The 24,423-nt window shown below is 58.9% G+C and carries 20 protein-coding genes; 15 read left to right on the top strand and 5 right to left on the bottom strand.

Annotated elements, in window-relative coordinates; genetic code table 11:
• Window positions 1-60: 60 nt before the first annotated feature.
• Window positions 61-1,974, top strand: coding sequence for a capsule assembly Wzi family protein (locus AC5S26_RS12595; RefSeq protein WP_494185239.1), 1,914 nt, complete (start codon window positions 61-63; stop codon window positions 1,972-1,974).
• A gap of 12 nt (window positions 1,975-1,986) precedes the next feature.
• On the opposite strand, the gene AC5S26_RS12600 is transcribed toward AC5S26_RS12595, so the two are convergent.
• Entirely contained in the window at window positions 1,987-2,934 is a 948-nt protein-coding gene (locus tag AC5S26_RS12600; protein ID WP_494185240.1) for a UDP-glucuronic acid decarboxylase family protein, read from the bottom strand.
• 126 nt (window positions 2,935-3,060) lie between these two features.
• Window positions 3,061-4,476, bottom strand: a complete 1,416-nt coding sequence (locus tag AC5S26_RS12605; RefSeq protein WP_494185241.1) for a UDP-glucose dehydrogenase family protein — start codon at window positions 4,474-4,476, stop codon at window positions 3,061-3,063.
• Window positions 4,477-4,628: 152 nt separating this feature from the next.
• Between AC5S26_RS12605 and AC5S26_RS12610 the strand changes: the two genes are divergently transcribed.
• Genes AC5S26_RS12610 through AC5S26_RS12630 form a run of 5 tightly spaced genes read left to right on the top strand, consistent with a single transcriptional unit; the run spans window position 4,629 to window position 10,967 of the window.
• Window positions 4,629-6,851 (top strand): GumC family protein, encoded by a 2,223-nt coding sequence (locus AC5S26_RS12610; RefSeq protein ID WP_494185242.1) that lies wholly within the window; start codon window positions 4,629-4,631, stop codon window positions 6,849-6,851.
• Entirely contained in the window at window positions 6,848-7,837 is a 990-nt protein-coding gene (locus AC5S26_RS12615; protein WP_494185243.1) for a polysaccharide biosynthesis/export family protein, read from the top strand. Before AC5S26_RS12610 ends, AC5S26_RS12615 begins: the two co-directional genes overlap by 4 nt.
• A 34-nt stretch (window positions 7,838-7,871) precedes the next feature.
• Complete coding sequence (locus tag AC5S26_RS12620) at window positions 7,872-9,125, top strand: glycosyltransferase family 4 protein (protein WP_494185244.1); 1,254 nt, start codon at window positions 7,872-7,874, stop codon at window positions 9,123-9,125.
• 25 nt (window positions 9,126-9,150) lie between these two features.
• On the top strand, window positions 9,151-10,338 hold the full coding sequence (locus tag AC5S26_RS12625; RefSeq protein WP_494185245.1) for a glycosyltransferase: 1,188 nt from the start codon (window positions 9,151-9,153) through the stop codon (window positions 10,336-10,338).
• 11 nt (window positions 10,339-10,349) lie between these two features.
• Window positions 10,350-10,967, top strand: coding sequence for an LbetaH domain-containing protein (locus AC5S26_RS12630; RefSeq protein ID WP_494185246.1), 618 nt, complete (start codon window positions 10,350-10,352; stop codon window positions 10,965-10,967).
• A gap of 35 nt (window positions 10,968-11,002) precedes the next feature.
• Here the strand turns inward: AC5S26_RS12630 and AC5S26_RS12635 are convergent, their stop codons facing one another.
• Entirely contained in the window at window positions 11,003-11,371 is a 369-nt protein-coding gene (locus AC5S26_RS12635; RefSeq protein WP_494185247.1) for a response regulator, read from the bottom strand.
• A gap of 164 nt (window positions 11,372-11,535) precedes the next feature.
• Here AC5S26_RS12635 and AC5S26_RS12640 point away from each other — a divergent pair, with 164 nt between their 5' ends.
• Together AC5S26_RS12640 and AC5S26_RS12645 are read left to right on the top strand one after the other, a co-directional pair.
• Window positions 11,536-12,882 (top strand): ABC transporter ATP-binding protein, encoded by a 1,347-nt coding sequence (locus AC5S26_RS12640; protein ID WP_494185248.1) that lies wholly within the window; start codon window positions 11,536-11,538, stop codon window positions 12,880-12,882.
• Window positions 12,879-14,666, top strand: coding sequence for an ABC transporter permease (locus tag AC5S26_RS12645; protein WP_494185249.1), 1,788 nt, complete (start codon window positions 12,879-12,881; stop codon window positions 14,664-14,666). The genes AC5S26_RS12640 and AC5S26_RS12645 overlap by 4 nt, the downstream gene beginning before the upstream one ends.
• Window positions 14,667-14,822: 156 nt before the next feature.
• Here AC5S26_RS12645 and AC5S26_RS12650 read toward each other — a convergent pair whose 3' ends face one another.
• The gene (locus tag AC5S26_RS12650; protein WP_494185250.1) at window positions 14,823-15,308 is read right to left on the bottom strand and encodes an AI-2E family transporter; all 486 of its coding nucleotides are present in this window, start codon (window positions 15,306-15,308) and stop codon (window positions 14,823-14,825) included.
• Window positions 15,309-15,466: 158 nt separating this feature from the next.
• On the opposite strand from AC5S26_RS12650, the gene AC5S26_RS12655 reads away from it, so the two are divergent.
• From AC5S26_RS12655 to AC5S26_RS12685, 7 genes are all read left to right on the top strand, one after another.
• Window positions 15,467-16,798, top strand: a complete 1,332-nt coding sequence (locus AC5S26_RS12655; RefSeq protein WP_494185251.1) for an alpha-amylase domain-containing protein — start codon at window positions 15,467-15,469, stop codon at window positions 16,796-16,798.
• Between the two features lie 50 nt (window positions 16,799-16,848).
• Complete coding sequence (purQ, locus tag AC5S26_RS12660) at window positions 16,849-17,547, top strand: phosphoribosylformylglycinamidine synthase subunit PurQ (protein ID WP_494185252.1); 699 nt, start codon at window positions 16,849-16,851, stop codon at window positions 17,545-17,547.
• A 50-nt stretch (window positions 17,548-17,597) separates the two neighbouring features.
• Window positions 17,598-18,389, top strand: coding sequence for a tyrosine-protein phosphatase (locus tag AC5S26_RS12665; RefSeq protein WP_494185253.1), 792 nt, complete (start codon window positions 17,598-17,600; stop codon window positions 18,387-18,389).
• Between the two features lie 115 nt (window positions 18,390-18,504).
• Window positions 18,505-19,239, top strand: coding sequence for a cytochrome C oxidase subunit II (locus tag AC5S26_RS12670; RefSeq protein WP_494185254.1), 735 nt, complete (start codon window positions 18,505-18,507; stop codon window positions 19,237-19,239).
• Window positions 19,236-21,017: a cytochrome c oxidase subunit I gene (locus tag AC5S26_RS12675; RefSeq protein ID WP_494185255.1), complete on the top strand. Its 1,782-nt coding sequence runs from the start codon at window positions 19,236-19,238 to the stop codon at window positions 21,015-21,017. Before AC5S26_RS12670 ends, AC5S26_RS12675 begins: the two co-directional genes overlap by 4 nt.
• 32 nt (window positions 21,018-21,049) lie before the next feature.
• Window positions 21,050-21,823, top strand: coding sequence for a cytochrome c oxidase subunit 3 (locus tag AC5S26_RS12680; RefSeq protein WP_494185256.1), 774 nt, complete (start codon window positions 21,050-21,052; stop codon window positions 21,821-21,823).
• Window positions 21,824-22,102: 279 nt separating this feature from the next.
• The gene (locus AC5S26_RS12685) at window positions 22,103-22,486 is read left to right on the top strand and encodes a hypothetical protein (RefSeq protein WP_494185257.1); all 384 of its coding nucleotides are present in this window, start codon (window positions 22,103-22,105) and stop codon (window positions 22,484-22,486) included.
• A gap of 36 nt (window positions 22,487-22,522) precedes the next feature.
• On the opposite strand, the gene AC5S26_RS12690 is transcribed toward AC5S26_RS12685, so the two are convergent.
• Complete coding sequence (locus AC5S26_RS12690) at window positions 22,523-24,325, bottom strand: tRNA nucleotidyltransferase/poly(A) polymerase family protein (protein ID WP_494185258.1); 1,803 nt, start codon at window positions 24,323-24,325, stop codon at window positions 22,523-22,525.
• Window positions 24,326-24,423: the final 98 nt, after the last annotated feature.

Below are 24,423 nucleotides of genomic sequence, written 5' to 3' on the forward strand. Positions count from 1 at the left end.
GCTCACTCCAGCAATTACACTGGAGGTAAGGTTACCTCCCCCGGGCCTCTTGAGGTGAAATTGCAGATCCGAACCCTTCTTTGTCTCTCTGGTTTGTTTGCTGGAACTTTATCCGCAGGATTCGCCCAGACATCTCCAGCTCCGGTAGCGCCGACTCCCTCAGCCTCCCCGGCCCAGCAGGTTCCCTCGGAACCGCCGTACGATCCTGACCCGCAAAAAGCGCCAGCCGGCCAGACTCCTGTGAACCCCATACGATCCGCCCCCATCCCACAGCCGGGAGTTCCGCCAGCTCCTCCCCCCGACGCACCGGGCCGGGCCTATCCCCAGTACGATACCGAGGCCCCCAGAAAGCCGAAGACGGACGCCCTCGGCTCGGCATACATCCCCATGGACAGCTGGGTCTATCCGCAGATGATGCGGCTCTACTCGATGGGGTATCTGGATTCGGCCTTCATCGGCATGAGGCCATGGACACGGCGCAGCGCGGTACACATGCTCCAGAAGTCGCGACTCGACATCATGGATAGCAACAACGACGAAGCGCAGGAGATCCTGGCCAAGCTGCTTCGGGAGTTCGAAGACGAGGTTCCCTCCGGCAATATCGATCGCGGCATCAATTACGGAATCCATTCGGTTTATACAAGGTTCACGGGGATCGGCGGCCCCATCCTTCGCGACAGTTACCATCTCGGTCAAACCATCGTGAACGACTATGGGCGACCCTACGACAGTGGCTTGAACAACATCACGGGCTTTTCCACGCTGAATGAAGCTGGCCGTTTTTCGCTGTTCGTACGTGGCGAATACCAGCACTCCCCGTCAGGTCCTGGCTACTCCTACGATCTGTCATCCAGGCTTGCTCAGCTTGATCGTGCCTATCCCTATGAACCCCCGAACCGTCCGCAGGACACCATTCCGGAAGGTCCTTTAGCTGCACAGAATCCGTTTCGGCTGGTGGAGGCCTCGCTTTCGTTCCACCTTCTTGGCCATGAAATCTCCGGTGGAAAGAACGATGCGTGGCTCGGGCCTGGAATGGGTGGAGCCCTCGCATGGTCCAATAACGCCGAGAACATCTACTCCTTCCGGATCAACCGGGTGGAGCCTATGTACGTCCCCTTCCTCTCGAAGGTCCTGGGACCTCTGCGCTATGACTTCTTCTACGGCAGCCTGAAGGGCCATACCGCGCCAAACAGCCCCTACACGCACTCCGAGATGTTCTCTTTCCGGCCCACGAAGAACTTTGAGTTCGGCTTCCAGAGAACAATCATCTTCGGCGGCAAAGGCCACACTCCGGTCACGCTCCATACTTTTTTGAAGGGCTTCTTCGACTTCCAGGACACAACGGTTGAGGAGAAGTACTCCCGCGAAGATCCCGGAGCAAGGTATAGCGACTTCAACTTCTCTTACCGTCTTCCCTTTGTTCGCAAATACGCCACTTTTTACGTCGACGCGATCTCGCACGACGACGTAACGCCTATCAGCGCACCAAGACGCGCGTCCTATCGAACTGGACTTTATATCTCACAGTTTCCTGGAAAGCTGAAGAAACTGGACCTGAGGGCAGAGGCCGTCAACATGGATCCGGATGTCGGCCCGAGCCATGGCGGAGAGTTCAATTACTGGGAGGTTGTCCAGGTGCAGGGCTACACGAACAAGGGCTTCATCATGGGTGACTGGATGGGGCGCGAGGCCAAGGGCGGCCAGGCATGGCTTACCTATCACCTCTCCGGCAACGAGTGGGTTCAGCTTGAATACCTGCGAAAGAAGACCCCGGGCGATTTTATTGCAATGGGCACGACGCAGAATCAGTTCAAGATCGAGCTGGTGAAGCGTTTCGGCCCCGACGTCGAACTGAAATCATGGTTGCAGTATGAGGGCTGGAAGGCGCCTATTTATAAAACCGGCTATCAGCAGAACACCGCAGCTTCGGTCCAGTTGACCTGGTATCCAAAGCTGCAGCACCTTCCGCGCTAGCGAAGCGGTTCTTTATTGAGCTACGGCAACGCTGCCGCGGAAGTATTCCAGTGAGCGCTCCAGTCCTTCGCGGAGAGGAATTTTCGGCTCCCATCCCAGCAAGGTGCGGGCGCGAGTGATGTCCGGCTTTCGCCGTGCCGGATCGTCTGGCGGCAGGGGCATGCGAACGATCTCAGAGCTCGACCCGGTCACAGCCAAAACCTCCTGCGCGCACTCGAGGATGGTCCACTCATCTGGGTTGCCGATGTTGACCGGGAGATGCTCGTCGGAGCGGGAGAGGCGAACGATGCCGTCGATCAGATCGGAGACGAAACAGAAGCTGCGCGTCTGGGAGCCATCGCCGTAGATCGTCAGTGGCTCGCCGCGCAGTGCCTGAATCATGAAATTCGAAATAACGCGGCCATCGTTCGCCTGGAGCCGGGGGCCGTAGGTGTTGAAGATGCGAACCATGTGCGTGTTAACGCCGTGATAGCGGTGATAGGCCATGACAGCGGCCTCGGAGAAGCGCTTCGCCTCGTCATAGACCGATCGTGGGCCGATGGGGTTGACGTTACCCCAATACGTTTCGACCTGCGGATGCACCTCCGGATCGCCATAGCACTCCGATGTGGAGGCGTGAAGATAGCCGGCATCATGCTTGCGCGCGATCTCCAGTGTATTGATCGTGCCTGCCGAGCCCACTAGCAGGGTCTCGATCCCCAGCCGAGCGTAGTCGACGGGACTGGCAGGCGACGCGAAATTAAAAACATAGTCCACGCGTCCCGGCTCAAAGGGGCGCGTAATGTCCTGCTCGAGAAAGCGGAATCGGGGCTCAGAAGAAAGATGTTCGAGATTGGCCGTATTACCGGTCGAGAAGTTATCGACACCGATTACAGTGTGGCCTTCGGCCAAGAGTGTGTCACAGAGATGCGATCCAAGAAAACCTGCCGCACCCGTGACGAGGATGGTCTGAGACGCCATGTCCTGCCTTTCTAACTTGCTTCCCCGCAGCGAATCGCTGCTCAGTTCTGCTGCCTGAACGGATACACACTCAGGAGTGATATCCGTTCAGGCATAGATGTTGCATCAGCTTCGAAGAGCGTGCGCTTAGGCCTTCGAGGAAGCTGAGGCCATATCGCGGACCGGATGAACCGCTGGCCGGCCGATGCTGAGATAGGTGAAGCCGTGATCGTTCATCACGGCCGGATCGTAGAGGTTACGGCCATCGATGACGATCGGGTAGCGCAGCGACTGGTTGATGCGGCGCAGATCGAGCTCTGCGAACTCCTGCCAGTCCGTGAGGATCAGCAACGCGTCAGCTTCGTCCGCAGCCTCGTAGGCATCCGCCGCATAGCGTACGTTTTTGCCGGCTGGCAAAACCTGCTGCGTGCGTTCGATGGCGGCGGGATCGAAGGCGGTAATGCTGCATCCCTCATTGATCAGCATGCGAACGATCTCAATGGCGGGAGACTCGCGGATATCGTCGGTATCTCCCTTGAAGGCGAGGCCGAGAACAGCGAGCTTCTTCCCACGCAGATTCCAGAGCGCGGAGCGCACCTTGCTGACGAACCGCTTCTTTTGCTGAACATTAATCTTCTCCACCTCGGTGAGCAGGCTGAAGTCAATGCCGAGCTGTTCGGCTACAGAGCGGAAAGCAGCAACGTCTTTCGGGAAGCAGGAGCCGCCATAGCCAATGCCAGGACGAAGGAACTTGGGACCGATACGTGTATCGAGCCCCATGCCGCGTGCGACCTGCTCGACATTGGCGTTGGTCGCCTCGCACAGATTCGAGACCGCATTGATGAAGGAAATCTTCAGCGCAAGGAAGGCGTTCGAAGCATGCTTGATAATCTCCGCGCTCTTGGTGGTGGTCATTAGCAGCGGTGGAGGTTCGGAGACGCTGCAGAAACCCTGAATCCCATCTGCGCGCTGATAATATTCACCGGTTGTGAGCGGAGCGTAGATATCACGAAGGATGGCGCCGGCACGCTCGCTGTCTGCTCCGACGACGATGCGGTCGGGATGCAGAAAGTCGGCCACCGCTGTTCCTTCGCGGAGAAATTCAGGGTTCGAGACCACGTCGAAGAGATGACGTTCTACCCCATTGCGCTCAAGCGCTCGGCTGATCCACTCGTTCGTGTAAACCGGCACCGTGCTCTTCTCCACGATGACCTTGTAGCTGGTCAACGAGCGCGCGATCTCACAGGCAACGGCTTCTACATAAGAGAGATCGGCATCGCCGGTCTCGCTCTGCGGTGTTCCCACCGCGATGAAGATGGCGTCGCACTCCCGCGTCGCCTCGCCCAGGTCGGTAGTAAAGCGGACTCGATCGTTGCGGTACCGGCTCAGCAACTCCGGCAGGTAATGTTCGTGGATGGGGGTATCCCCTCCGCGAAGGGCATCCACCTTGCGCTCATCGTTATCGACGCAGATGACCTGATGGCCCATCTCTGCAAAACAGACGGCGGCAACTAAGCCGACGTATCCGGAACCTACCACAGCGATTGGAATGGGTTTATTCATAGGTAATTGGGGAGTTCGTCCTCCAGACTTAAAGATATCTGAACTCGGAGCTTTCGAGGAGAACAAAGGGTTACAGCAAATTATCTTTCCTGCGCGATGTTTCTTGTAGACTAGTCGGAATGGGTCCCCAAAGCGCGCAGACACCATCCTCAATGGATGGCGCATCTGACATTACTCCCCCCGCATTCAGCACCGCGGTGACCGATACGACTCTCTCCGAGACGCTGATGACTCTGCGCAAACGGAAGAGACTGCTTTCGGTCTTCGTTCTGCTGGGATTGATCTATGGCATCTATCGTGCCGAGATGCAGCCTCGCATCTATGGAGCCTTCGGCCGCATTCAGGTCCGGTCCGGCTCTTCCAACGAATACCGCGTAAATGCTGTACCAGGTCTAAATAGTGACTCCACACAGCGCCTGCTCACCGAAGTCGCTATCCTTCAAAGCGATTCGCTGATGCTTACCGTCGCGCGAGAGATGGACCTGGCCAATAATCCTGAATTTCTCGGCGGCCCGGCTCCAAATCCTCGGGCTTTGATCGACGATCCTCTCGTTCGGCAAAGGACGATCCATCAGCTGCTGGGCAATCTTAAAATCGAACAAGTCCAGAAGACCGAGATCATCCGCATCAGCTATCAGTCTCTAAACGCGAAGCTGGCTGCCGATATCGTCAACAAGGTAATTGCCGCTTATATTCAGCGTAGTTATGAGACCCGCTTCTCCTCTTCGCAGAGAGTCTCCAACTGGCTCTCCGGCCAGCTGGACGACCTGAAACAACAAGTCCAGGCCTCACAGGAACAGATGCTGGACGTACAGAAGCGTCTGGGCATCCTCGGCTTCGATCCAAATCACAGCCAGATCAGCGCGTCGCTCGATCAGCTTTCCCTCGCTTCAAACACTGCCCGGATCGAGCGCATCGTAGCCGAATCGCAATATCGCATGCTGAGCGGCATGGACCCGAATACGATCGAGGGTTCTTTGAACACCTCGCCGAATGCAGCGCCCACCCAGCTCAACATACTTCGTGGACAACTTGCTACGGCCCGAGCCGCCTTCGCTCAAATGGAGTCAGACCTGGGGCCAAACCATCCTCAGGCCAAAGCGCAGAAAGCACAGATCCAGGAACTCTCCACTGAGATCAACGCTGAACAACAGCGCCTTGTGATTCAATCGAAACAGCTTTACCTTGCTGCTGAAAACAGCGAAAAACAGACAACGGCAGCGCTGGAAGCTGAAAAGGCAAACGCTTACAAATTGCGCGACGATCTGGTCGAATACACAATTCGTCAGCGCGAATTCGAATCGAACCGCAATCTCTACGAAGGCCTTCTGCAAAAGCTCCGGACTGCAGGAGTTGAAGCCGGCCTTGAGTCCCTGGAGATTGATGTGGTCGATCCGGCCATGGTGCCGGCAACGCCAACTCTCAAGCGAAAATCTACCGTCGTTCTCACTTATCTGTTTATCAGCCTGGTAGCTGGAATCATGTTGTCGTTCCTGCTGGAGAGCCTCGATACCGGCCTGCGCAGTGTGGCGGAGGTCGAAAGCATCATCGAGCTGCCTTCGCTCGCCATTATCCCCAGATTCCGGCGTTCGGTGGCGGAGGTGCCAGGCCAGAGTGTCACCGCCCGCAACATCATTTCGTTGGCGCAACCGAAGTCGCAGTTTGCCGAAGCCTTTCGTTCGCTTCGCACCGCACTTCTGCTGTCTTCCGCCGGACATCCGCCGAAGTACATTCTTCTCACCAGCGCCACGCCGTCTGAGGGCAAGACAACGGCATCCACAAACCTGGCCACCATTCTCGCCCAGGGCGAGGCTAGGGTACTGCTGATCGACGCGGACCTGAGAAGGCCCACCGTTCATCAGCGTTTCGGCCTGAGTTCGAGAACCGGTCTTTCGACGTTGCTGACCGGAGCAATCACCCTCGAAGAAGCCGTGCAGAAGGTGCAAGAGGTACCGAATCTCGATGTGCTGGTCAGCGGCCCGATGCCTCCCTTCCCCACGGAGATGTTGAGCTCCGAAACGATGAGACAGCTGCTCGATCATGCGGGGGAGATCTACACCCATGTCATTATCGATTCGCCGCCGGTCCTGTCCGTCACAGACGCCGTCGTCCTCGCCCGCGAGGCCGATGCTGTCGTACTCGTCATCCGTCACGGCAAATCAAGCAAGCATGTTGTTCGCCGCGCGCGCGATCTTCTGCTGCGCTCCGGAGCGCCCGTGACCGGCATTCTTCTGAACGCCGTCGACGTAAGCTCGCCCGACTATTACGGCTATTACGGATACTCAGGCTACTCGAGCGCAGGAGCCGATGCCGAAACATGGCAGTCGAAGACGGACCCGCGCAATCCGGGCGGCTCCGGGGAGGTGAAGCAATGATCCGACGACCTATCCTCGACAACACTCTGCGGACATTTGCTGTTCTCTTCCTGATGTCCGGCATCTTCACCTCCGCCGCGCGAGCCCAGTTCAACGGTCCGGCTCTTGTCTCAGCGGAGACGATCAATCAGCCTGTCGCATTAACCACGGACCCGGAGATTCTGTTTCCCCCGAAACACGATCTCCGCATCTTTTCCGGGGATTTGATCGCCGTACATCTTTATCCCTCGGCCGACTATGCCCCAGTGGTGCGCGTCAGCCTGGATGGTTCCATTCAGCTTCCGCTCGTTGGCGGTCTTCAGGTGAAGGGACTAACCCTCCACGAGGCTGAAAAACTTATCGCCGATAAATTGATCGCGGGCGGGATGTATCGCAATCCCCAAATCACGCTACAACTCGCGGAATCGCCGAATCAGACGGCGACGGTAACGGGCGAGGTGCACTCGGTCATCCCGATTATTGGACAAAGCAGGTTGCTGGATGTGCTGACGGCAGCTGGGGGCATTCCGGCTTCGGCAAGCCACACACTGACGATTCATCGGCTCGGCTCCGAGCAGCCCATCGTGGTCAGCCTTGGCAGCGATCCGATGAAGAGCGAAAAGAGCAACATTCCCATCTTTGCCGGCGACACAATCATCGTTGCCCGGGCTGGAGCCGTCTACATGCTGGGAGCGTTCAAAAATGTCGGAGCGATTCCCCTTCAACAAAACTCCCCGCTTACGTTGATGCAGGCGGCGACCCTTGTCGGAGGCCCGGGTTTTGAAGGCAAGATGGCCGATCTTCGACTGATTCGGACCGTGGGGGCCAATCGTACGGTTGTGCGTCTCGACATGAAACGAGTCGTCGATGGAAAAGATCCGGACCCTGTCCTTCAAACCGACGATATTGTCTTTTTGCCAAGCTCTCTGATGAAGAGCGCTATCAAGTCCGGCGGTCTGTCGACGCTCGTCGGCTTTGCCTCCATTCTCGTCGTAGCGACACGCTAATACTCTTTTCGACAAGGACGAACTCCGGAACCCTATGACCTCCCCGGCCCCGCGAAACAACACGACGAGCAATCGAGTTCGGCTGGCTTATCTCGTGAGCCATCCAATCCAGTACCAGGCTCCTCTGCTTCGCCGCATCGCTCGCGAACCGGAGATTGACCTGACCGTCTTCTTCGGATCCGACTTCTCGGTCAAGGGATACAAAGATGCCGGGTTTGGCGGCGTTGGGGTCAAGTGGGACGTTCCCCTGCTGGAAGGCTATCGTCACGAATTTCTCCCCGTCCTCCGGGATAACGCTCGCGTCACTCCCACAACCCCGATGAACTACGGCATAGCCCGGCGCCTTCGAGGCGATCAGGACAATCCTGCCTTCGATGTGCTCTGGGTTCATGGATACGCCAACGTCAATGCCCTCCATGGCATCACTGCGGCAAACGCTCTTGGGATTCCTGTTCTGGTTCGCGCCGAGTCCTGGCTGGGAGACCGCGAGCGAAGCGGGGCGAAGCTCGCCGCCAAAAAACTCTTCTTTCGTACGCTGTCGCAGATGATCGATGGCGTCATGCCTATCGGAACTCTCAACTCCGAGTACTGGCGATATTATCTAGGCGAAGATTTCCCGCTCTTCCTGATGCCTTATGCGGTCGACAACGAATACTTTCAAAAGCGCAGCGCTGAAGCGGCGCCGCGACGGGAAGAGTTGCGCAAGGAGTTGAATCTTGATCCGGCGCGTCCCGTCATTCTCTTCGCCTCCAAGCTCCAGGGACGCAAACGAACCGACGATCTGCTGGAGGCCTACAAGCGGTTGTCACCCGCGCCCGGCGTCGAGCCGCATCCCTATCTGGTCATCGTCGGGGATGGTGAACAGCGACAATCGCTTGAACACGCAGCGCAGCAGAGCGGATTTCAGAGCATTCGCTTCTGCGGCTTCAAAAATCAATCCGAGCTCCCCCGATACTTCGACCTCGCAACCGTCTTCGTTCTCCCCTCCCGTCATGAGCCCTGGGGCCTCATCGTCAACGAAGTGATGAACGCCGGACGCGCGGTGATCGTCTCCGACGAGGTCGGCTGCCAGCGCGACTTGATCACTGATGGGGTCGAGGGCGCCATCTTTCCTGCCGGCAATGTCGAGGCTCTGACCGAGGCGCTACGCAGGACTCTTGCAACGCCGGAGACTGCCGCCGAGATGGGACGCCGTGGTCTGGAGCGCATCAGCAAGTGGGGTTACGAAGAAGATGTTCGCGGCCTGCGGAGAGCGCTGGCTGCGGTAACTAAGAAAATCACGGCTTAGGCGTTAGGCCAACGGGTAACTGCGCATGCGAATTCTGCACATCATCGGGACACTGAGTCCGGAGGCCGGGGGCCCCAGCCAGGCAGTGCGCATGATTCTTAGCTATCGCGACATAGGATACTTCGGCGAAGTCGCCACGCTCGATGACCCCTCCGCCCCCTTCCTCAAAACACTGGACTTCCCCGTCTATCCCCTGGGACCTGTCTCTTCGACCTATGGCCGCAGCCCAAAGCTGGTTCCCTGGATTCAGGAGAATTACCGGCGATTTGATGGCGTAGTCGTCCATGGATTATGGCAATATTGCGGCGTTGCCACCCGGCGCGCGCTCGCTGGCAGCATGCCCTATATGGTCTTCACCCATGGCATGCTGGATCCCTATTTCAAGCGCGCTTCGAGGTTGAAGCACCTCAAAAAATGGCTCTACTGGGCTCCGTTTGAATACTGGGTCCTGCGCGATGCCTATCGCGTTCTCTTCACCTCCACCGCAGAGAAGCAACTGGCAGAGCAAAGTTTCTGGCTGCACCGCTGGACACCTCACGTCGTTCCTTATGGCGTAAGCGGACCACCTGCTGCGGACCCGCAAAGCCTCCGCGAGACCTTCTTCGAACGATGCCCCCAGGTCTGGGACAAGCGATTCCTGCTCTTTCTCGGCCGCATTCATCGCAAAAAAGGGTGCGATCTTCTCCTTCAGGCTTTCGGAAAGATCGCCCAGCGGGATCCTGGCCTGCACCTTGTGATGGCTGGCCCGGACCAGCAGGGATGGAGTAAAGAGTTGCAGGAGATAGCCGTTAGCGCAGGGGTGGAGGATCGAGTCCACTGGCCCGGCATGGTCACAGGTGACGTCAAATGGGGAGCTTTCCATGCATCGGAAGCCTTCATCCTTCCCTCCCACCAGGAAAATTTCGGTATCGCCGTCGCAGAGGCGCTAAGCTGCGGTAAACCAGTGCTGCTCTCCGATAAGGTCAACATCGCCGAGGATATTGCCAGCGACCAGGCAGGATTTATGGAGCCCGATACCGCCGAAGGTACCCTGCGTCTGCTCGAACGCTGGATCTCCGCGTCTCCCGAAACCCGTACCACGATGGCCGAGCGCGCGATCCCCTGCTTCCGCCAGCGCTATGATATGCGCGAGAACGCAAAGACCATCATGCGGCTCTTCGAATCCGCGAAAGCCAAAACCTCCGAGACGGAGACGGTCTCCAGTCGTTCCTGATTCCAGCTAACATGCCCAGACCCATTCATTACAACGCGGCCGATCACATCTCCGCCGAGACGGCAGCCGATCCCTACCAGCGGCCCGCTTTCCCCCTGAGCCAACGCCTGCGTCGACTGGTTTGGAATCTCTGCTGGGCTCTTCTTTACCGCACCTCACCCCGTCCCCTGCATGGCTGGCGCTCTCTCCTGCTGCGTCTCTTTGGGGCGACCATGGGCCCAAACTGTCATTTTTATCCCAAATCGAAGGTATGGGCTCCCTGGAACCTGGTCTGCGCCGATCAGGTCACGGCCGCAGATGGGGCCGAAATCTATAATCCGGCTCCCATCACCTTCGGCTCGCACGCCATCCTCTCGCAGGACGCCTATGTCTGCGGGGCCACCCACGACTACGACGATCCCGCCTTCCCCTTGTTGGCCTATGCGATGAGCTTTGGCCCCTATAGCTGGGTATGCGCGCGGGCATCCGTCGCTCCGGGAGTTCACATGGAAGAGGGCGCGGTCCTGGGATTGGGGTCGGTTGCCACCCGCAACCTCGAAGCCTGGGCAATCTATGCCGGGGTCCCGGCAGTCAAGCTAAAGGAACGGAAACGCCCTTCCACTCAAGAAGCAGTGGCAAAAGACATCTGATCTCTCCCGTTGCGACTGGATATTACTTGCCTTCGTTAGCTGCGAAGTTTGGCCAGAAGATCCGTAGGATGGACAGGCTTGGCAAGAATTTCGAACTCATGCCCCTCCGTCCGTGCTTTTTCAAGCAGGTCGGCGGTAGCCGCCTGTCCCGAAAACAAGAGAATCTTGCAATTTGGCAGGCGTTGTCGAGTGATAATCGCCGCCTCGATTCCAGTCATTCCGGTCATGATCACATCGCTGATCAGCATATCGGGCTGGAAACTGTCGAGTGTTTCGATGGCTTTTTCTCCGCTGAACACGGCACGCGCTTCAAACCCTGACTGGTTCAGAATAATCGCCAGCGTGTTTGCAATCACCTGCTCGTCGTCGGCGACGAGAACCTTCGGCTTCGGTGTCGTGGACATTCGAAAATCTTCCTCATTCAAATTATTCAACATTACATTGCAGTAGGAATCGTGGATGGCACTTTACTATGGAGCCTAGATACTAATGATACGCTGAGCTCAGAGCCTGAGCCATCGCTCTTGCCGAATTTCATCAACCTCATCATCGCTTGAAAACAATTCCTATGCAGCAAGTTATCATTCGGGCCGAACAGGTCGAAAAATACTACGCGCAGCCGAGCGAGAACCGCATTCAGGTCATCTCTCCTACCGACCTGTCTATTAGCGAAGGCGAGATCGTGGCTCTGCTTGGACCCTCCGGCTCCGGCAAATCCACGCTGCTGCGTATGCTCACAGGTCTCTCCACCCCCTCGGCAGGCCAGGTGTACTGGCATGAAAAGCCTGTTGCCAACGCCGACGTCAATGTAGCCATCGTCTTCCAGAGCTTCGCTCTCTTTCCCTGGCTAACCGTCGTCGAAAATGTGGAGGCCCCGCTGAAGGCCCGCGGCATGGAGCCTGTCGAGCGGCGCAAACGCGCGCTCAAGATGCTGGACACCGTCGGACTCGATGGCTTCCAGAGCGCATACCCAAAAGAGCTCTCCGGCGGCATGCGCCAGCGCGTCGGCTTCGCCCGCGCCCTCGTCGTCGAGCCCGAAGTCCTCTTTATGGACGAGCCCTTCTCCGCGCTCGACGTCCTCACGGCGGAGAATCTTCGCAGCGAACTGCTGGAGCTGTGGCAGAACAAGACGATTCCCACACGAGCCATCTTCATTGTGACGCACAACATCGAAGAAGCGGTGCTTCTGGCCGACCGAATTATCGTGCTCGGCCGCAATCCCGGACACGTACGGACCGACTTCAAGGTTGCCCTCGCGCATCCCCGCGAACGCAAGGCCGCCGCTTTCACCCAGCTCGTCGACTACATCTACAAGGTGCTCACCCAGCCTGAGGCCCAGCCTCCGGCGCTCCCCCTTACCGCTGCGGGCCGCCCCGTCCGCGATCAGCGCCAGATGCATTACCAGATGCTTCCCCACGCTCGTCCGGGCGGTATCGCCGGCCTGCTCGAAATTCTGCTCGACCACAACGGCAAGGACGATATCTATCGCCTCGCCGATGATCTCGCGTTTGAGATCGACGATCTCCTTCCCATCGTTGACGCAGCCCAGCTGCTCGGCTTTCTCAAGGTCACCGAGGGCGACGCCGCTATCACCCCCACCGGCGCCGAGTACGCCAACTCCGAGATTCTTCGCCAGAAGGAGCTCTTCCGCATCGCCGCCGTCGAGAATGTGCTTCTGTTGCGCCAGATCGTGCGTGCCATCGAGGCCAAGAGCGACAAGAGCGTTCCCGAAGATTTCTTCCACGACATGCTCGACGAGCAGTTCAGCGAGGACGAGACTCTGCGTCAGCTGGAGACCGCCATTAACTGGGGCCGCTACGCCGAGCTGTTTGACTTCGACGCCTCCCGTCGCCGCTTCACCCAGCCTGAAAAGCAGGAGACGGATTCGACCGCCGCCTCGGAGATCAAGGCATGATCCAGCTTCCGGACAGCTTCAGCAATGTCCGGGGCCGCGAGACTCTGGCACGCTCGCAGGTGCTCCGCCGCAGCTGGCCCGTTGTGCTCGATCTCTGCGTCGCCGGGATCGGCCTGGCTTGCTTCTACGGCGTTGTGGTGCTCGCCCGGTATTGGTTCGGACACCCTCTGCCTGAGATCAAAATCTCGCTGAGCCCGCGCGCGCTTCCCCGCTATGCGTTCTACTCCATCGTCCGTATCTGGCTTGCTTATGCGTTGAGCCTCCTCTTCGCGATCGGCTATGGCTACACCGCTGCTTACAACCGACGCGTCGAGGCGCTGATGATCGCCGGCCTCGACATCCTGCAATCGATTCCCGTGCTGAGCTTTCTTCCCGGAGTCATGCTGGCCATGGTCGCCCTCTTTCCCTCGCGTCAGATCGGCGTGGAGATGGGTGCCATCATCCTCATCTTCACCGGCCAGGTCTGGAACATGGCCTTCAGCTTTTATTCCTCGCTTAAGAGCATTCCCCGCGAGCTTCGCGAGGCGTCCATCGTCTACCGTTTCTCGCCCTGGCAGCGGCTGTGGGAGCTTGAGCTCCCCTACTCTGCAATCGGCCTCGTCTGGAACTCGATGGTCTCGGTCGCCGGCGGCTGGTTCTTCCTGATGGCCTGCGAGATGTTCGTCCTCGGTCCGAGGGACTTCCGCCTTCCAGGCCTCGGCTCCTATCTGCAGACCGCGGCCAGCACCGGCAATGCGGCGGCGATCAGCTGGGGACTCTTCACCATGATCGCCATCATCGTCGCCACGGACCAGCTCGTCTGGCGACCCGTCATCGCCTGGAGCAACAAATTCAAGTTCGAGCAGGTGGAGACGGCATCGCACATCAGCTCGCCGCTGCTTCACCTGTTTCAGCATTCACGCGCCCTCCAAACGCTCCGCAGCCACACCGTCGAGCCACTATCCGAGGCAATCTATCAGCGCCTCGCCGAAAACCGCAGGCGAGCGGAAGCCGCCAAACCGCCAGCGGGAACCGTCAGCCACAATAGTGAGCGCTGGGCTGCTGGGCTGCGGATCGCAGTTCTCATCGCCCTCATCGGCGGTGTTCTCTATGCTGCTTTTCATGCTCTCTCGCTTCTGCGGCAGGTCCAGCGCTCTGAGTTCACTCAGATTCTTGAAGGCGCGCTTGCAACCTTCCTTCGCGTCAACGCAGCTCTTCTGATCGCCTCCGCCTGGACGATTCCTGCCGGAGTCGCCATCGGCTTCCATCCACGTCTCGCGCGCATCGCGCAGCCGCTTGCGCAGATTGCAGCCTCTGTTCCCGCAACCGCGCTCTTCCCCGTCGTCCTGATGGCGCTGGTCCGGGTCGGCGGAGGACTCGGCGTCGGCTCCATCCTGCTGATGATGCTCGGAACCCAGTGGTACATCCTCTTCAACGTCATCGCCGGAGCCATGGCCATTCCCACCGATCTTCGCGAGGTGTCCTCTCTGTTCCACTTCACGATGGTGCAGCGTTGGAAGACCCTGATCCTACCCGGAATTTTTCCTTACCTCATCACCGGTCTGGTCACCGCCTCCGGTGGCGCCTGGAACGCAAGCATCATCGCCGAGTACTTTCACCTCAAGAACCATACACTCCAGACCACCGGACTCGGCGCAGTCATCAGTGCCGCGACCGACGCCGGAAAATTCCAGATCCTCCTGCTCGCAACCATCGTGATGGCCGGTATGGTGGTCACGATCAACCGCCTTGTATGGCGACCACTCTACCGCCTCGCCGAAACTCGATACAGGGTCGGCGCCTGAGTCCCTCTCAGAGAGAACCCTCGTCATCCTGAGCTGAAAAGATCCTTCTCAACAGGCCCATCTTCGCGACAGTCTTATCGTCGCTAAGGTGGGCATTCGAGCGACGCTCGAAGTCAGATCTCTCCTCAGAATCACGCCTGTTCAGAAAAACCAGCTTCACCCCTGCCGCTGCGACGCGCGACGATCGCGAAGCGCAAAGAAGACGGCCAGCAACGGCGGCGCCAGCAGCACACCCCAGAACGGGATCACGATTCCCAGCACGATCGGTCCAAGAAACGCCGCCCACCATGGAACCCTGGTCGTGCGGTGCAGCACGTAGGGACCAATCACGAGTCCTTCCAGAATCGCGATCACGCCGTAAAGCCCAAGCACCAGTCCCAGTCTCCACCAGTCATCGGACCCCTGGAACGCAACCGACAATACGGGCCCGATCAGCGCAATCATTCCCCCGAAGGTCGGAATAATCTGTAGCATCGCGCCCAGCAGGGCCCAGAAGGGAGCAAGCGGCACGTGAATCAGCTCGAGCCCGATCAGCCAAAGCACGCCCACGATCAGCGCATCCAGTGTCGCCGCGCGCCACCAGTTCACCAGCGCGCCACCGGCCGTTCGGAATGGAGACTGCGGTGTACCCTGAGTCGTCATACCAACCTGATCGCCACTCCTTTGCATCAGATACGGAAATACCTGAGTGCTCACCCTTGTGAACTAACCTACGCGAAACCGGACTTTTCTGAAACTCTCCGGTAGCAGGACAACTTCGCATCTGAGTCAGTGCAGGACAAAGAGAGGAAGCGCAGATTATGGCGGTTATGATGCAGGCGTTCTACTGGGACTCCCCGATCAAGGAGCAGAAAGAGGGCGAGTGGTGGAACTTCATCGCGGAAAAGGCCCCAGATCTCGGCAAAGCTGGCATCAATGCTCTCTGGCTTCCGCCCGTCTGCAAAGGAGCCGAGGCGCGCTCGCCCGGCTACGACCCTTACGACTATTTCGACCTCGGCGACTTCGATCAGAAGGGCGCCGTTAAGACTCTCTACGGGAATCGCGCCGAGCTCGAGAACCTCATCAAGACCCTCCGCGAGCACAACATCGGCGCCTACGCCGACATGGTCATCAATCACAACTCCGGGGCTGATGAAGAAGAGGTCAATCCCATCGACGGCCAGAAGCGCTGGACGAAATTCAATCCCAAATCCGGAAGATTTCCCCGCGATTGGAACTGCTTCCATCCCTCCCGCTACGAGCGCGTGATGATCGAAGGCGAAAACTTCGCCGGCTTCCCTCATCTTTGCCATCGCAATCCCCGCGTCTACACCGCCATGTTCGAGTACGCCCGCATGATCATCGAAGAGCTCGGCTTTGACGGCTTCCGCTTCGACTTTGCCAAAGGCTTTGGCGCGTGGATGATCGGCCTTCTCGCCAAATATCGCTATGAGCGCGACGGCAAGGAGTTCACGCCTTTCGTCGTCGGCGAGTACTGGTCTGGCCCCGAAGACATCGGAAACTGGCTGGACGAGGTGCGCGCCGTCACCGACAACCAGATCGCCGCCTTCGACTTCCCCTTGCGCTACAAGCTGAAGGATCTCTGCGACACCCTGCACTACGACCTGCGCAATCTCACCAGCGATGGCTCTGTCGTTTCAGAGCGCCCCTTCAACGCCGTCACTTTCGTCGAAAACCACGACATGGGCGGCAACGAGATCGTCAACGACAAGAATCTCGCCTACTCCTTCATCCTCATGAACGAGGGCTACCCCTGCATCTTCTGGTACGACTACTACAACCTCGGCCTCGCGCGACCTGGCACTCCCAACGGCATCGACGCTCTCATCGACGCGCACCATAAATACGCCGACGGAGAAGCCTGCATCCTGCACGCCGATCCAGACCTCTACATCCTCCAGCGCAGCGGAATTGAAGGCCGTCCCGGCTGCATCTATGTGCTGAACAACCTCGGCGATAAGTGGTCCGGCACCTCTGTCAAAACACACTGGAAAAACCAGAAGTTCAGGCCCGTAGCCTGGGACGGACACGACATCGCCCATCCCGATGAGCGCACCACCGACGGCGAAGGCAACGCCGAGTTTCCTGCTCCGCCACGCGGATACGCCGTCTACGCTCCAATCTTTGAATAAGCAGAAGGGGTTCAAATCATCCAGTAAAGCCTGGATGCTATCCTTAATCTATGAAATTCGGCGTTCTGGTCTTTCCGGGCTCCAACTGTGATCACGACACCTATAACGTCATCGAAAACCTGGTCGAGCAGCCGGTCACCTTCCTCTGGCATGCATCCGAAGACCTTCAGGGCTGCGATGCCATCCTCGTTCCCGGAGGCTTCGCCTATGGCGACTACCTCCGCACCGGGGCCATCGCGAAGTTCGCACCCGTCATGCAGTCCGTCATCAAATTCGCAAACAGCGGCGGCCTGGTCTTCGGCATCTGCAACGGTTTTCAGATTCTCTGCGAATCAGGGCTTCTTCCCGGCGCGCTGATGCGCAATGCCAATCAGCACTACATCTGCAAACAGGTCAATCTCCGCACCGAGACCGCAGACTCCCCCTTCACCCATGGCATAAAGCGCGGGCGCGTCCTGCAGATGCCCATCGGACACATGGAGGGCAACTACTTCTGCGATGCCGATACGCTGGCAAAGCTCAAAGCAGAGGACCGCATCGCCTTCCGTTACGCGACGCCTGCTGGCGAGATCACCCCGGCGGCCAATCCCAATGGCTCACTGGAAAACATCGCAGGCGTGCTCAGCGAGGGCCGCAATGTGCTCGGCATGATGCCTCATCCCGATCGCTCCAGCGAAAATCTTCTCGGCTCTGCCGACGGCCTCCTCCTCTTTCGCTCCATGGTCGAATCTCTCGCTCTGGCGCATTAGCGCGTTCGTCTTGCCAACCGTCACATTTCATGGATGGAATTGATTAAGCGATGATCGACATTCATCATCATCTTCTCTGGGACCAGGATGATGGCTCAACCAGCCTTGAGCTCTCTATCGAAATGGCGCAGATGGCCGCTGGCGACGGCATTACCCATATTGCCTGCACTCCTCACGCCAACGGCTACTACGATTACAACCCCGAGCAGATCGCGGCCAAGATCGCCGAGCTGCAGCATCTGCTTCAGCAGCGAAATATTCCCATCACGCTCGGCCAGGGCTGCGACTTCCATACCTCCTACGACAACATTCAGCTGGCGCACAACGAGCCCTCGCGCTTCTCCCTCAATGGCGGAGGCTATCTTCTGGTCGAGCTGCCTGACCACGCTCTCCCTCCCACACTCCACGAAGTCTTCTACCAGATGCAGCTCGACGGCGTGATCCCTATCCTCACTCATCCCGAGCGCAATCTCACGCTGCAGAAAGATATCTCGCGCATCAAGGATTGGATGCGAGGCGGCGTTCTCGTTCAGGTCACGGCCGGATCCGTCCTCGGCAAGATGGGAAAAACCGCCCAACGCATCGCGCACGAGCTTCTCTCCAAACATTGGGTACACTTCCTCGCAACGGACGCGCATAACGTCACCTCACGGCCGCCGAAGATGCGCGAGGCTATGGAGCTCGTCGCAGAAAAGTACGGCTCCGACTACGCCCATCTCCTCTGCGTCTCCAATCCGCTGGCAGCCTTCATGAACAAGCCCATGCAGCCGCAGCTTGAACCGCTCGATCTTTACGAAGACACGACACAAAAGAGCTGGTGGCAACGCCTCACAGGGCGTTAACCCACTACGAAGGCAACGCCACAAAAAAAATGTTAAAGGGCGATTGACCATCTGGATTATAGGGTGGCTTAATCATTCGACCCTCACCGCACACCTATCGCGGTATCCTTCGGTTGTGCTCCCAGCCCTTAGCACGAACGTTCTGCTCCCCGCCGATGCCAGCGCGCACGGACCTGCGCTCGATCATCACCTGCTGCTCAATCTCTGGATCATCCTCGGCCTCGCCGCTCTCGCACATGTTCTTCTCCTCGCGGGTCTCTCGTTGCGTCGATCCAGTCAACCGCGCCATCTCTGGGCCATCGAATACCTTCCACTGGCCCTTCTGGCCATCCTCTTCTCCACGCTCGCCGTTCGCGCCGAACAGCTCTGGGCCGAAACCCGCTACACTGGTTCCTCGCCCGAGGCCATGCAGATCGAAGTTACCGGCCTCCAGTTCGCCTGGTACTTCCGCTATCCCGGACCCGACGCCACCTTCGGAACAACACAGCCACGCTTCGCCTCTGCTCCCGAGGGCAATCCCATTGGCATCGACCCCACCGACCCTCACTCCGCCGACGATCTCGTCACCTCCGAGCTCGTCCTTCCTGCAGATCACGAGATCGACTTGACCCTCCATGCGCAGGACGTTATCCACGGCTTCGCCGTCCCCGAGCTTCGCCTCAAGCAGAACGCCGTTCCTGGCGAGAACATCCACATCCATTTCACCGCAACCAGACCGGGCACCTACGCAATTCTCTGCACCCAGCTCTGTGGCACAGGCCACTACCGCATGAACGCCAACCTGCGTGTCGTCGCGCCCGACGAGTTCCAGGCATGGATCGCTGCCAGAGGAAAGGCGGCTCACCCATGACTCCCCCCAGCCCACCCAAACACTCCAGTTTCAATTCCCTATCCCCTGGCCCGTCGCTCTTCTCCACCGACCATCGCACCATCGGCCGTCAATACCTCGCACTGGCCCTCTTCGCTGTCGTCATTGGGACTCTGCTCTCGCTATTAATGCGTGCTCATCTCGTCTGGCCCGCCTGGGCCGTGCCCCTTTACGGCCCCATCCTTCCGGAGGGGTATCTCTCGCTCGTCACCCTGCACGGCACCATCATGCTCTTCTTCGTGCTCACGACGGCGCCACAGTCCGGATTCGGCAACCTGATTCTTCCGGCGCAGATCGGTGCGCGCCAGATGGCTTTCCCACACCTCAACGCAGCCAGCTTCTGGCTTACGGCGCTTGCGCTGATCGTTCTGCTCGCATCACCCTTTGTCCCCGGAGGCGCGGCCATCTCCGGATGGACCGCCTACCCTCCGCTCAGCGCCGTCGCCTCCGCCGGCCCCGGACAGGCCACGGGGATGGATCTCTGGCTTGCTTCCATCGCTCTCTTTGCCGTCGCCTCTACCCTCAGCTCCATCAATACACTCGTCACCGTCACTCGTCTGCGCTGCGAAGGCATGACCTGGAATCGCCTCCCCCTCACCGTCTGGGGATGGTTCACCGCGGCACTCCTGAGTATGATTGCCTTCTCAGTCCTGCTCGCCGCATTACTTCTTCTCTACTGCGATCGCCATGCCGGAACCAGCTTCTTCCTTCCCGCAGGCGATCTCGTCAACGGCGTACTGCATTCCGGCGGCAATGGAAGCCCGCTCCTCTGGCTGCATCTCTTCTGGTTCTTCGGCCATCCCGAGGTCTACATCGCCATTCTTCCCGGCATGGGGCTCACCTCCATGGTGTTGGCAAACTTCAGCCATCGACGCGTCTTCGGCTATCGTCTGATGATCGCGACCACGCTTCTCATCGGCCTGCTGGGAATCCTCCTCTGGGGCCACCATATGTTTGTCGCCGGGCTGAATCCCTTCGCCAGCACAGCCTTCTCCGCAATCACCATCGCGATTGCCTTACCCGCCTCCGCAAAGGTTCTCAGTTGGATCGCCACCATCTGGCGAGCCCGCCCCCACTATAGTTCCGCCATGCTCTTCGCCCTCGGCTTTGTCTCTCTCTTCATCACCGGCGGACTCACGGGACCCATCCTGGCCCAGCCCATTCTCGACGAGTACCTCCACAACACCTTCTTCGTCGTCGCCCACTTTCACCTCATCATGGCCATGGCCGGTATCTTTGGGCTCTTCAGCGCCACGTATTACTGGTTCCCCCTGCTCTCGGCCACCTCGCGCCGCCCCGGCTGCCTGCTCTCCGAACGCCTCGGACGCTGGCACTTCTGGCTCACGCTCGTGGGAGCCTATGCGACCTTCCTTCCCATGCACTTCACCGGACTCGCCGGCGAGCCACGCCACTACGCTCAACTCACCCAGATTCCTAACGCTGCAGGACGCATGCTCGCGGCCACCGTTCCGCTCAACCTCCACATCACCTACGCCGCGATCTTTCTCGCCGTTGCGCAGCTTGTCTTCCTCGCCAACCTCATCCGCAGCCTGCGGCATCCTGCCCCCTCTCCTCCCAATCCCTGGCATGCCACCACCCTCGAGTGGCATCCAGCCTTGCATCCCCGCGCGCGTCCCGATGCATCTGACGCCCTGAAGGTGCTCCGTGGTCCCTGCGATTACAGGACGCCCGACTCCGGAAAAGCTTTCTTCGTCACACAGTGGAATCATGAAGCCACACCGGACATCAAACCGGAGTAAGCTGTCAGCAGGTCGTTTTCGAAGAGGCCGACATGCCATCGACAATCACGCCGATCAACACAGAGTGGGAAAAGAAACGCCGCCTCGATGATCACGACAGCGGACACGGTCGCCGTCCCCCTACCGACAAACGCACCGGCGGCGGCGGCGATAACGATAACTGGAACGACCGCCCCCAGGGGCGCCGCGGACCTCGTGAAAAGCTGAGCCGCGCCCGCCTCGGCCTCTTTTTCGCTCTCGCCGGCGACACCATGTTCTTCGTCGCCATCGTCAGCGCCTTCTTCGTCGCCCAGGGAACCAGCCACATCGACGCCTACAACCGCTACATCAATGAATGGTTCCCGACCGCCGTTCCTCCCATCCTCTGGCTCAACACCGCCGTCCTCCTGCTCAGCTCCGTCACCATGGAGATCGCCCGCCGAACCATGTTCCGTGAAAACGACGTCATGGACGAGTGGCTCGGCCTGGGCAAGCCCATTACCCGCCGGGCACTCCCCTGGCTCACTGCCACCACCGTACTCGGCCTGCTCTTCCTGGCCGGACAGGCAGAAGCGTGGAGACAACTAGGGCTACAGCATGTCTTCTTCGCCTCCAACCCAAGCAGCCACTTCTTCTACCTCATTACCTATACCCACGCCTTTCACCTCTTCCTGGGCATCGGAGCGCTGGGCGCCTCGTTGATCACGCTCTACGCCTCCCGCCAGTTGGAAACGCGTCAGATCCTCGTCGACTGCACCGCCTGGTACTGGCATACGATGGGCATGTTCTGGATCTTCCTCTTCGTCCTGCTGGCCTTCTTCCAGTGATCCGGGCTCCGCTCTGCCGTATTGCCCTGAGCTTCACTGTTGCCGTTCTCCTCTTCGCAACGCCCGTATCCATTCATGCGCAAGGGTGTGCGCAGTGTCGTGACAACGCAGCCTCTACCCCGCTCGCAACGCGCCGAGCCTACCGTCACGCTATTTTCCTGCTGACTCTGACTGCCTCCGGGATCTTCATCAGCACAGTCGCAACGCTTCGCCGCCCCCGCTAGGGCAGTTTCCGGCCAGAAATAGAGCAACAAGCGGGATAGGGCTGAAAGAGGCCCTTTGAACCCAAAAGGGGCGTCATTCCGAGCGAAGTCGAATGGGAATCCCTGTATATTTGTTCTTGCCCTCATCCCAGGAGAGAACCGGCCGAACGCGTTGATAAGCTACACTTCGCCTGTGCAGGATCCCAGACCTCACCCGCCGTCCCGCTCCGGTCCAGGCATCAAAATCGCCTGGTTCCTGCTGGGAATATCGTTTGTAGTCTCGCTGATCTCGTCCGTGACGATGATCTTCCAGACCCTCAGCTGGATTCGTCAGCGCGGGGCGACAGTCCCGGCATGGCTCAACACCCTCACCTTGTTAAGTGAATGGATCTTTGCGTTGAGCTCTCTTGGTTTGCTGGTGCTGGTCGTGGTGACCATCTTTCGAAGCCATCGGGAGTAAAAGCGCGCAGCCCACCCGCTGCGCGCTCCCGTTTTCCTAGTGCTTCTTCTTCGCGGCTGCCTTCGCCGGAGCCTTCTTCGCGGGGGCCTTCACAGCCGTCTTCTTCACAGCTGCTTTCGCGGGAGCCTTCTTCGCAGGAACCGGCTTGTGGAGAACCACTTTCTTGGCCGGCACCGCTTTTTTCGCGGGCGCAGCCTTGGCCGGAGCCTTCTTGGCAGGGGCCTTCACCGGCGGTTTTGCGGATGCCTTCTTCGCAACCACCGTCACCGGAGCCTTCTTCGCGGCAGTAGGAGCAGCCTTCTTGGCAGGTGCCTTAGCTGCCTCTTTCGCAGGTGCTGCAGCTTTCTTCGCAGCTACAGGGGCAGGAGCCTTCACACCGCTCTTCTTCGCCAGAGCTTTCTCCGGTTTAGCCGCAGCTGCACCGCTCTCCACCGGCTCAGCGCCCTCGGCGGCTATCGCCTCACCCAGCCCTTCCGTCGCTGCGGCAGCCTTCTTTCGGCTCTTCGGAGCCTTCGGCTCCTTCCGGCCTGCACGAGCACGGCGCAGGTTTACCGGTGGCGGAGGCGCCGGCGGTGAGTATGGCTCAAGAAACGCCTTCTGCTCTTCCACCGTCGACAGGTGATTGTCCATCATCTCGAAGAACAACTTCTCCAACAACTCGTCATATTCAGGCAGATCCGGTGTAATCCGCATCTCCTGCATCACCGTGTACGGAATCCGCTGCCTTGCCTGCGGCCAATCGGTGTAGAAACTCTTCAGTTTGTTCTGAACTCCGCCAGCCTTTGCATGATGCGCAGCCCAAAGCACCGAAGCCGGTTGCGCCGAGTGCAGCAGCTTCCATGCCAGCGACGGCGTCGCCGCCTCCTTGCCTGAGAGCTGTGCCGCGAACGCCTTGCCAGCTCCCTCCAGAGCCTCAATCTCCTGGACAAAGCCCTGCCGGATGAAACTCTTCTTCAGCGCATCGACATCCTTCGGGGCCATCTTGGCCGTCAGTAAAGGAAAGTTCGCCGCCGAGGACTCGGCGTAGATCCCATGAATCTGCAGCTGCAACTGCGCGTCACGAAGCTTCACCAACTCCGCCGCATTCGCCTTGCTCAAGGCCACGGTCGGGTTCAGGTGCTTCATCCAGCCTTCGGCTTCCAGTCGGCCCAATACCCGCAGCGGATCTTCCTCATGGAAGATCTCCTCGGTCTCATAGCCGCGCTGCCATGTCGACAGGGTGGAGATGTAGCCCTCTTCCTTCCCCGTCTCGTAGCGGCTGCGCGTCCGTTCATCCATCTGCCAGCCCAGCCGAGCCATAAGCCGTACCGCTCGAATCATGCGCACCGGGTCTTCGATGAAGCCGTAGTTGTTCACCAGCCGCAACTCGCGGTTCTCGATATCGGCGACGCCGTTCAGCGGATCCATCAACAGCCCGTACGATCCCTCGTTCAGGGACAGGGCCATCGCATTGGCAGTAAAGTCTCTCCGACGCAGGTCGTCCAGGATCGTCGCCGGCTTGTAGACCGGCTTACCCGGCTTGGGGTAGGTCACCGAAAGCGTTGAACCGATCTCCAGCCGGACACCGCCGGGAAAGCTGGCAAAAAAAGCCTGTGTCGGCTCGGCGTCGCCAGTTATCGTTCCACCAGCTTTTTCTATATCTTTCTTTAACTTAGGCGCATTTCCCTGAACTACTACATCAAGGTCGCGAACCGGAGATCCGCTCGTCAGATCGCGTACCGCCCCGCCTACAAGAAAAGAGGTAAGTCCTTTTGCGCGAGCTACTTCTCGTACTTTATCGAGTGCGTCCTGTTGCGCCTTCGAAAGCCGGTTCTCCAGAAGATAAATGTAATCGGCCATATCGGTTGCAATCGCTCCAAGCCGGTCTTAAACGCCGATCTCCGCACACTTGCCCTTGCATAAGCCACGGATAATCAATCGTTTAGAAAGGTCTCACT

The organism is Edaphobacter sp. FHG110511_03, assembly GCF_059115365.1.

Bases quoted from the DNA above. Each gene is read 5' to 3' on its own strand.
- purQ (WP_494185252.1), top strand. From the start codon at position 16,849: ATGAAATTCGGCGTTCTGGTCTTTCCGGGCTCCAACTGTGATCACGAC.
- AC5S26_RS12600 (WP_494185240.1), bottom strand. From the start codon at position 2,934: ATGGCGTCTCAGACCATCCTCGTCACGGGTGCGGCAGGTTTTCTTGGA.
- AC5S26_RS12630 (WP_494185246.1), top strand. From the start codon at position 10,350: ATGCCCAGACCCATTCATTACAACGCGGCCGATCACATCTCCGCCGAG.
- AC5S26_RS12605 (WP_494185241.1), bottom strand. From the start codon at position 4,476: ATGAATAAACCCATTCCAATCGCTGTGGTAGGTTCCGGATACGTCGGC.
- AC5S26_RS12680 (WP_494185256.1), top strand. From the start codon at position 21,050: ATGCCATCGACAATCACGCCGATCAACACAGAGTGGGAAAAGAAACGC.
- AC5S26_RS12625 (WP_494185245.1), top strand. From the start codon at position 9,151: ATGCGAATTCTGCACATCATCGGGACACTGAGTCCGGAGGCCGGGGGC.
- AC5S26_RS12675 (WP_494185255.1), top strand. From the start codon at position 19,236: ATGACTCCCCCCAGCCCACCCAAACACTCCAGTTTCAATTCCCTATCC.
- AC5S26_RS12665 (WP_494185253.1), top strand. From the start codon at position 17,598: ATGATCGACATTCATCATCATCTTCTCTGGGACCAGGATGATGGCTCA.
- AC5S26_RS12620 (WP_494185244.1), top strand. From the start codon at position 7,872: ATGACCTCCCCGGCCCCGCGAAACAACACGACGAGCAATCGAGTTCGG.
- AC5S26_RS12655 (WP_494185251.1), top strand. From the start codon at position 15,467: ATGGCGGTTATGATGCAGGCGTTCTACTGGGACTCCCCGATCAAGGAG.
- AC5S26_RS12645 (WP_494185249.1), top strand. From the start codon at position 12,879: ATGATCCAGCTTCCGGACAGCTTCAGCAATGTCCGGGGCCGCGAGACT.
- AC5S26_RS12635 (WP_494185247.1), bottom strand. From the start codon at position 11,371: ATGTCCACGACACCGAAGCCGAAGGTTCTCGTCGCCGACGACGAGCAG.
- AC5S26_RS12610 (WP_494185242.1), top strand. From the start codon at position 4,629: ATGGATGGCGCATCTGACATTACTCCCCCCGCATTCAGCACCGCGGTG.
- AC5S26_RS12640 (WP_494185248.1), top strand. From the start codon at position 11,536: ATGCAGCAAGTTATCATTCGGGCCGAACAGGTCGAAAAATACTACGCG.
- AC5S26_RS12650 (WP_494185250.1), bottom strand. From the start codon at position 15,308: ATGACGACTCAGGGTACACCGCAGTCTCCATTCCGAACGGCCGGTGGC.
- AC5S26_RS12690 (WP_494185258.1), bottom strand. From the start codon at position 24,325: ATGGCCGATTACATTTATCTTCTGGAGAACCGGCTTTCGAAGGCGCAA.
- AC5S26_RS12615 (WP_494185243.1), top strand. From the start codon at position 6,848: ATGATCCGACGACCTATCCTCGACAACACTCTGCGGACATTTGCTGTT.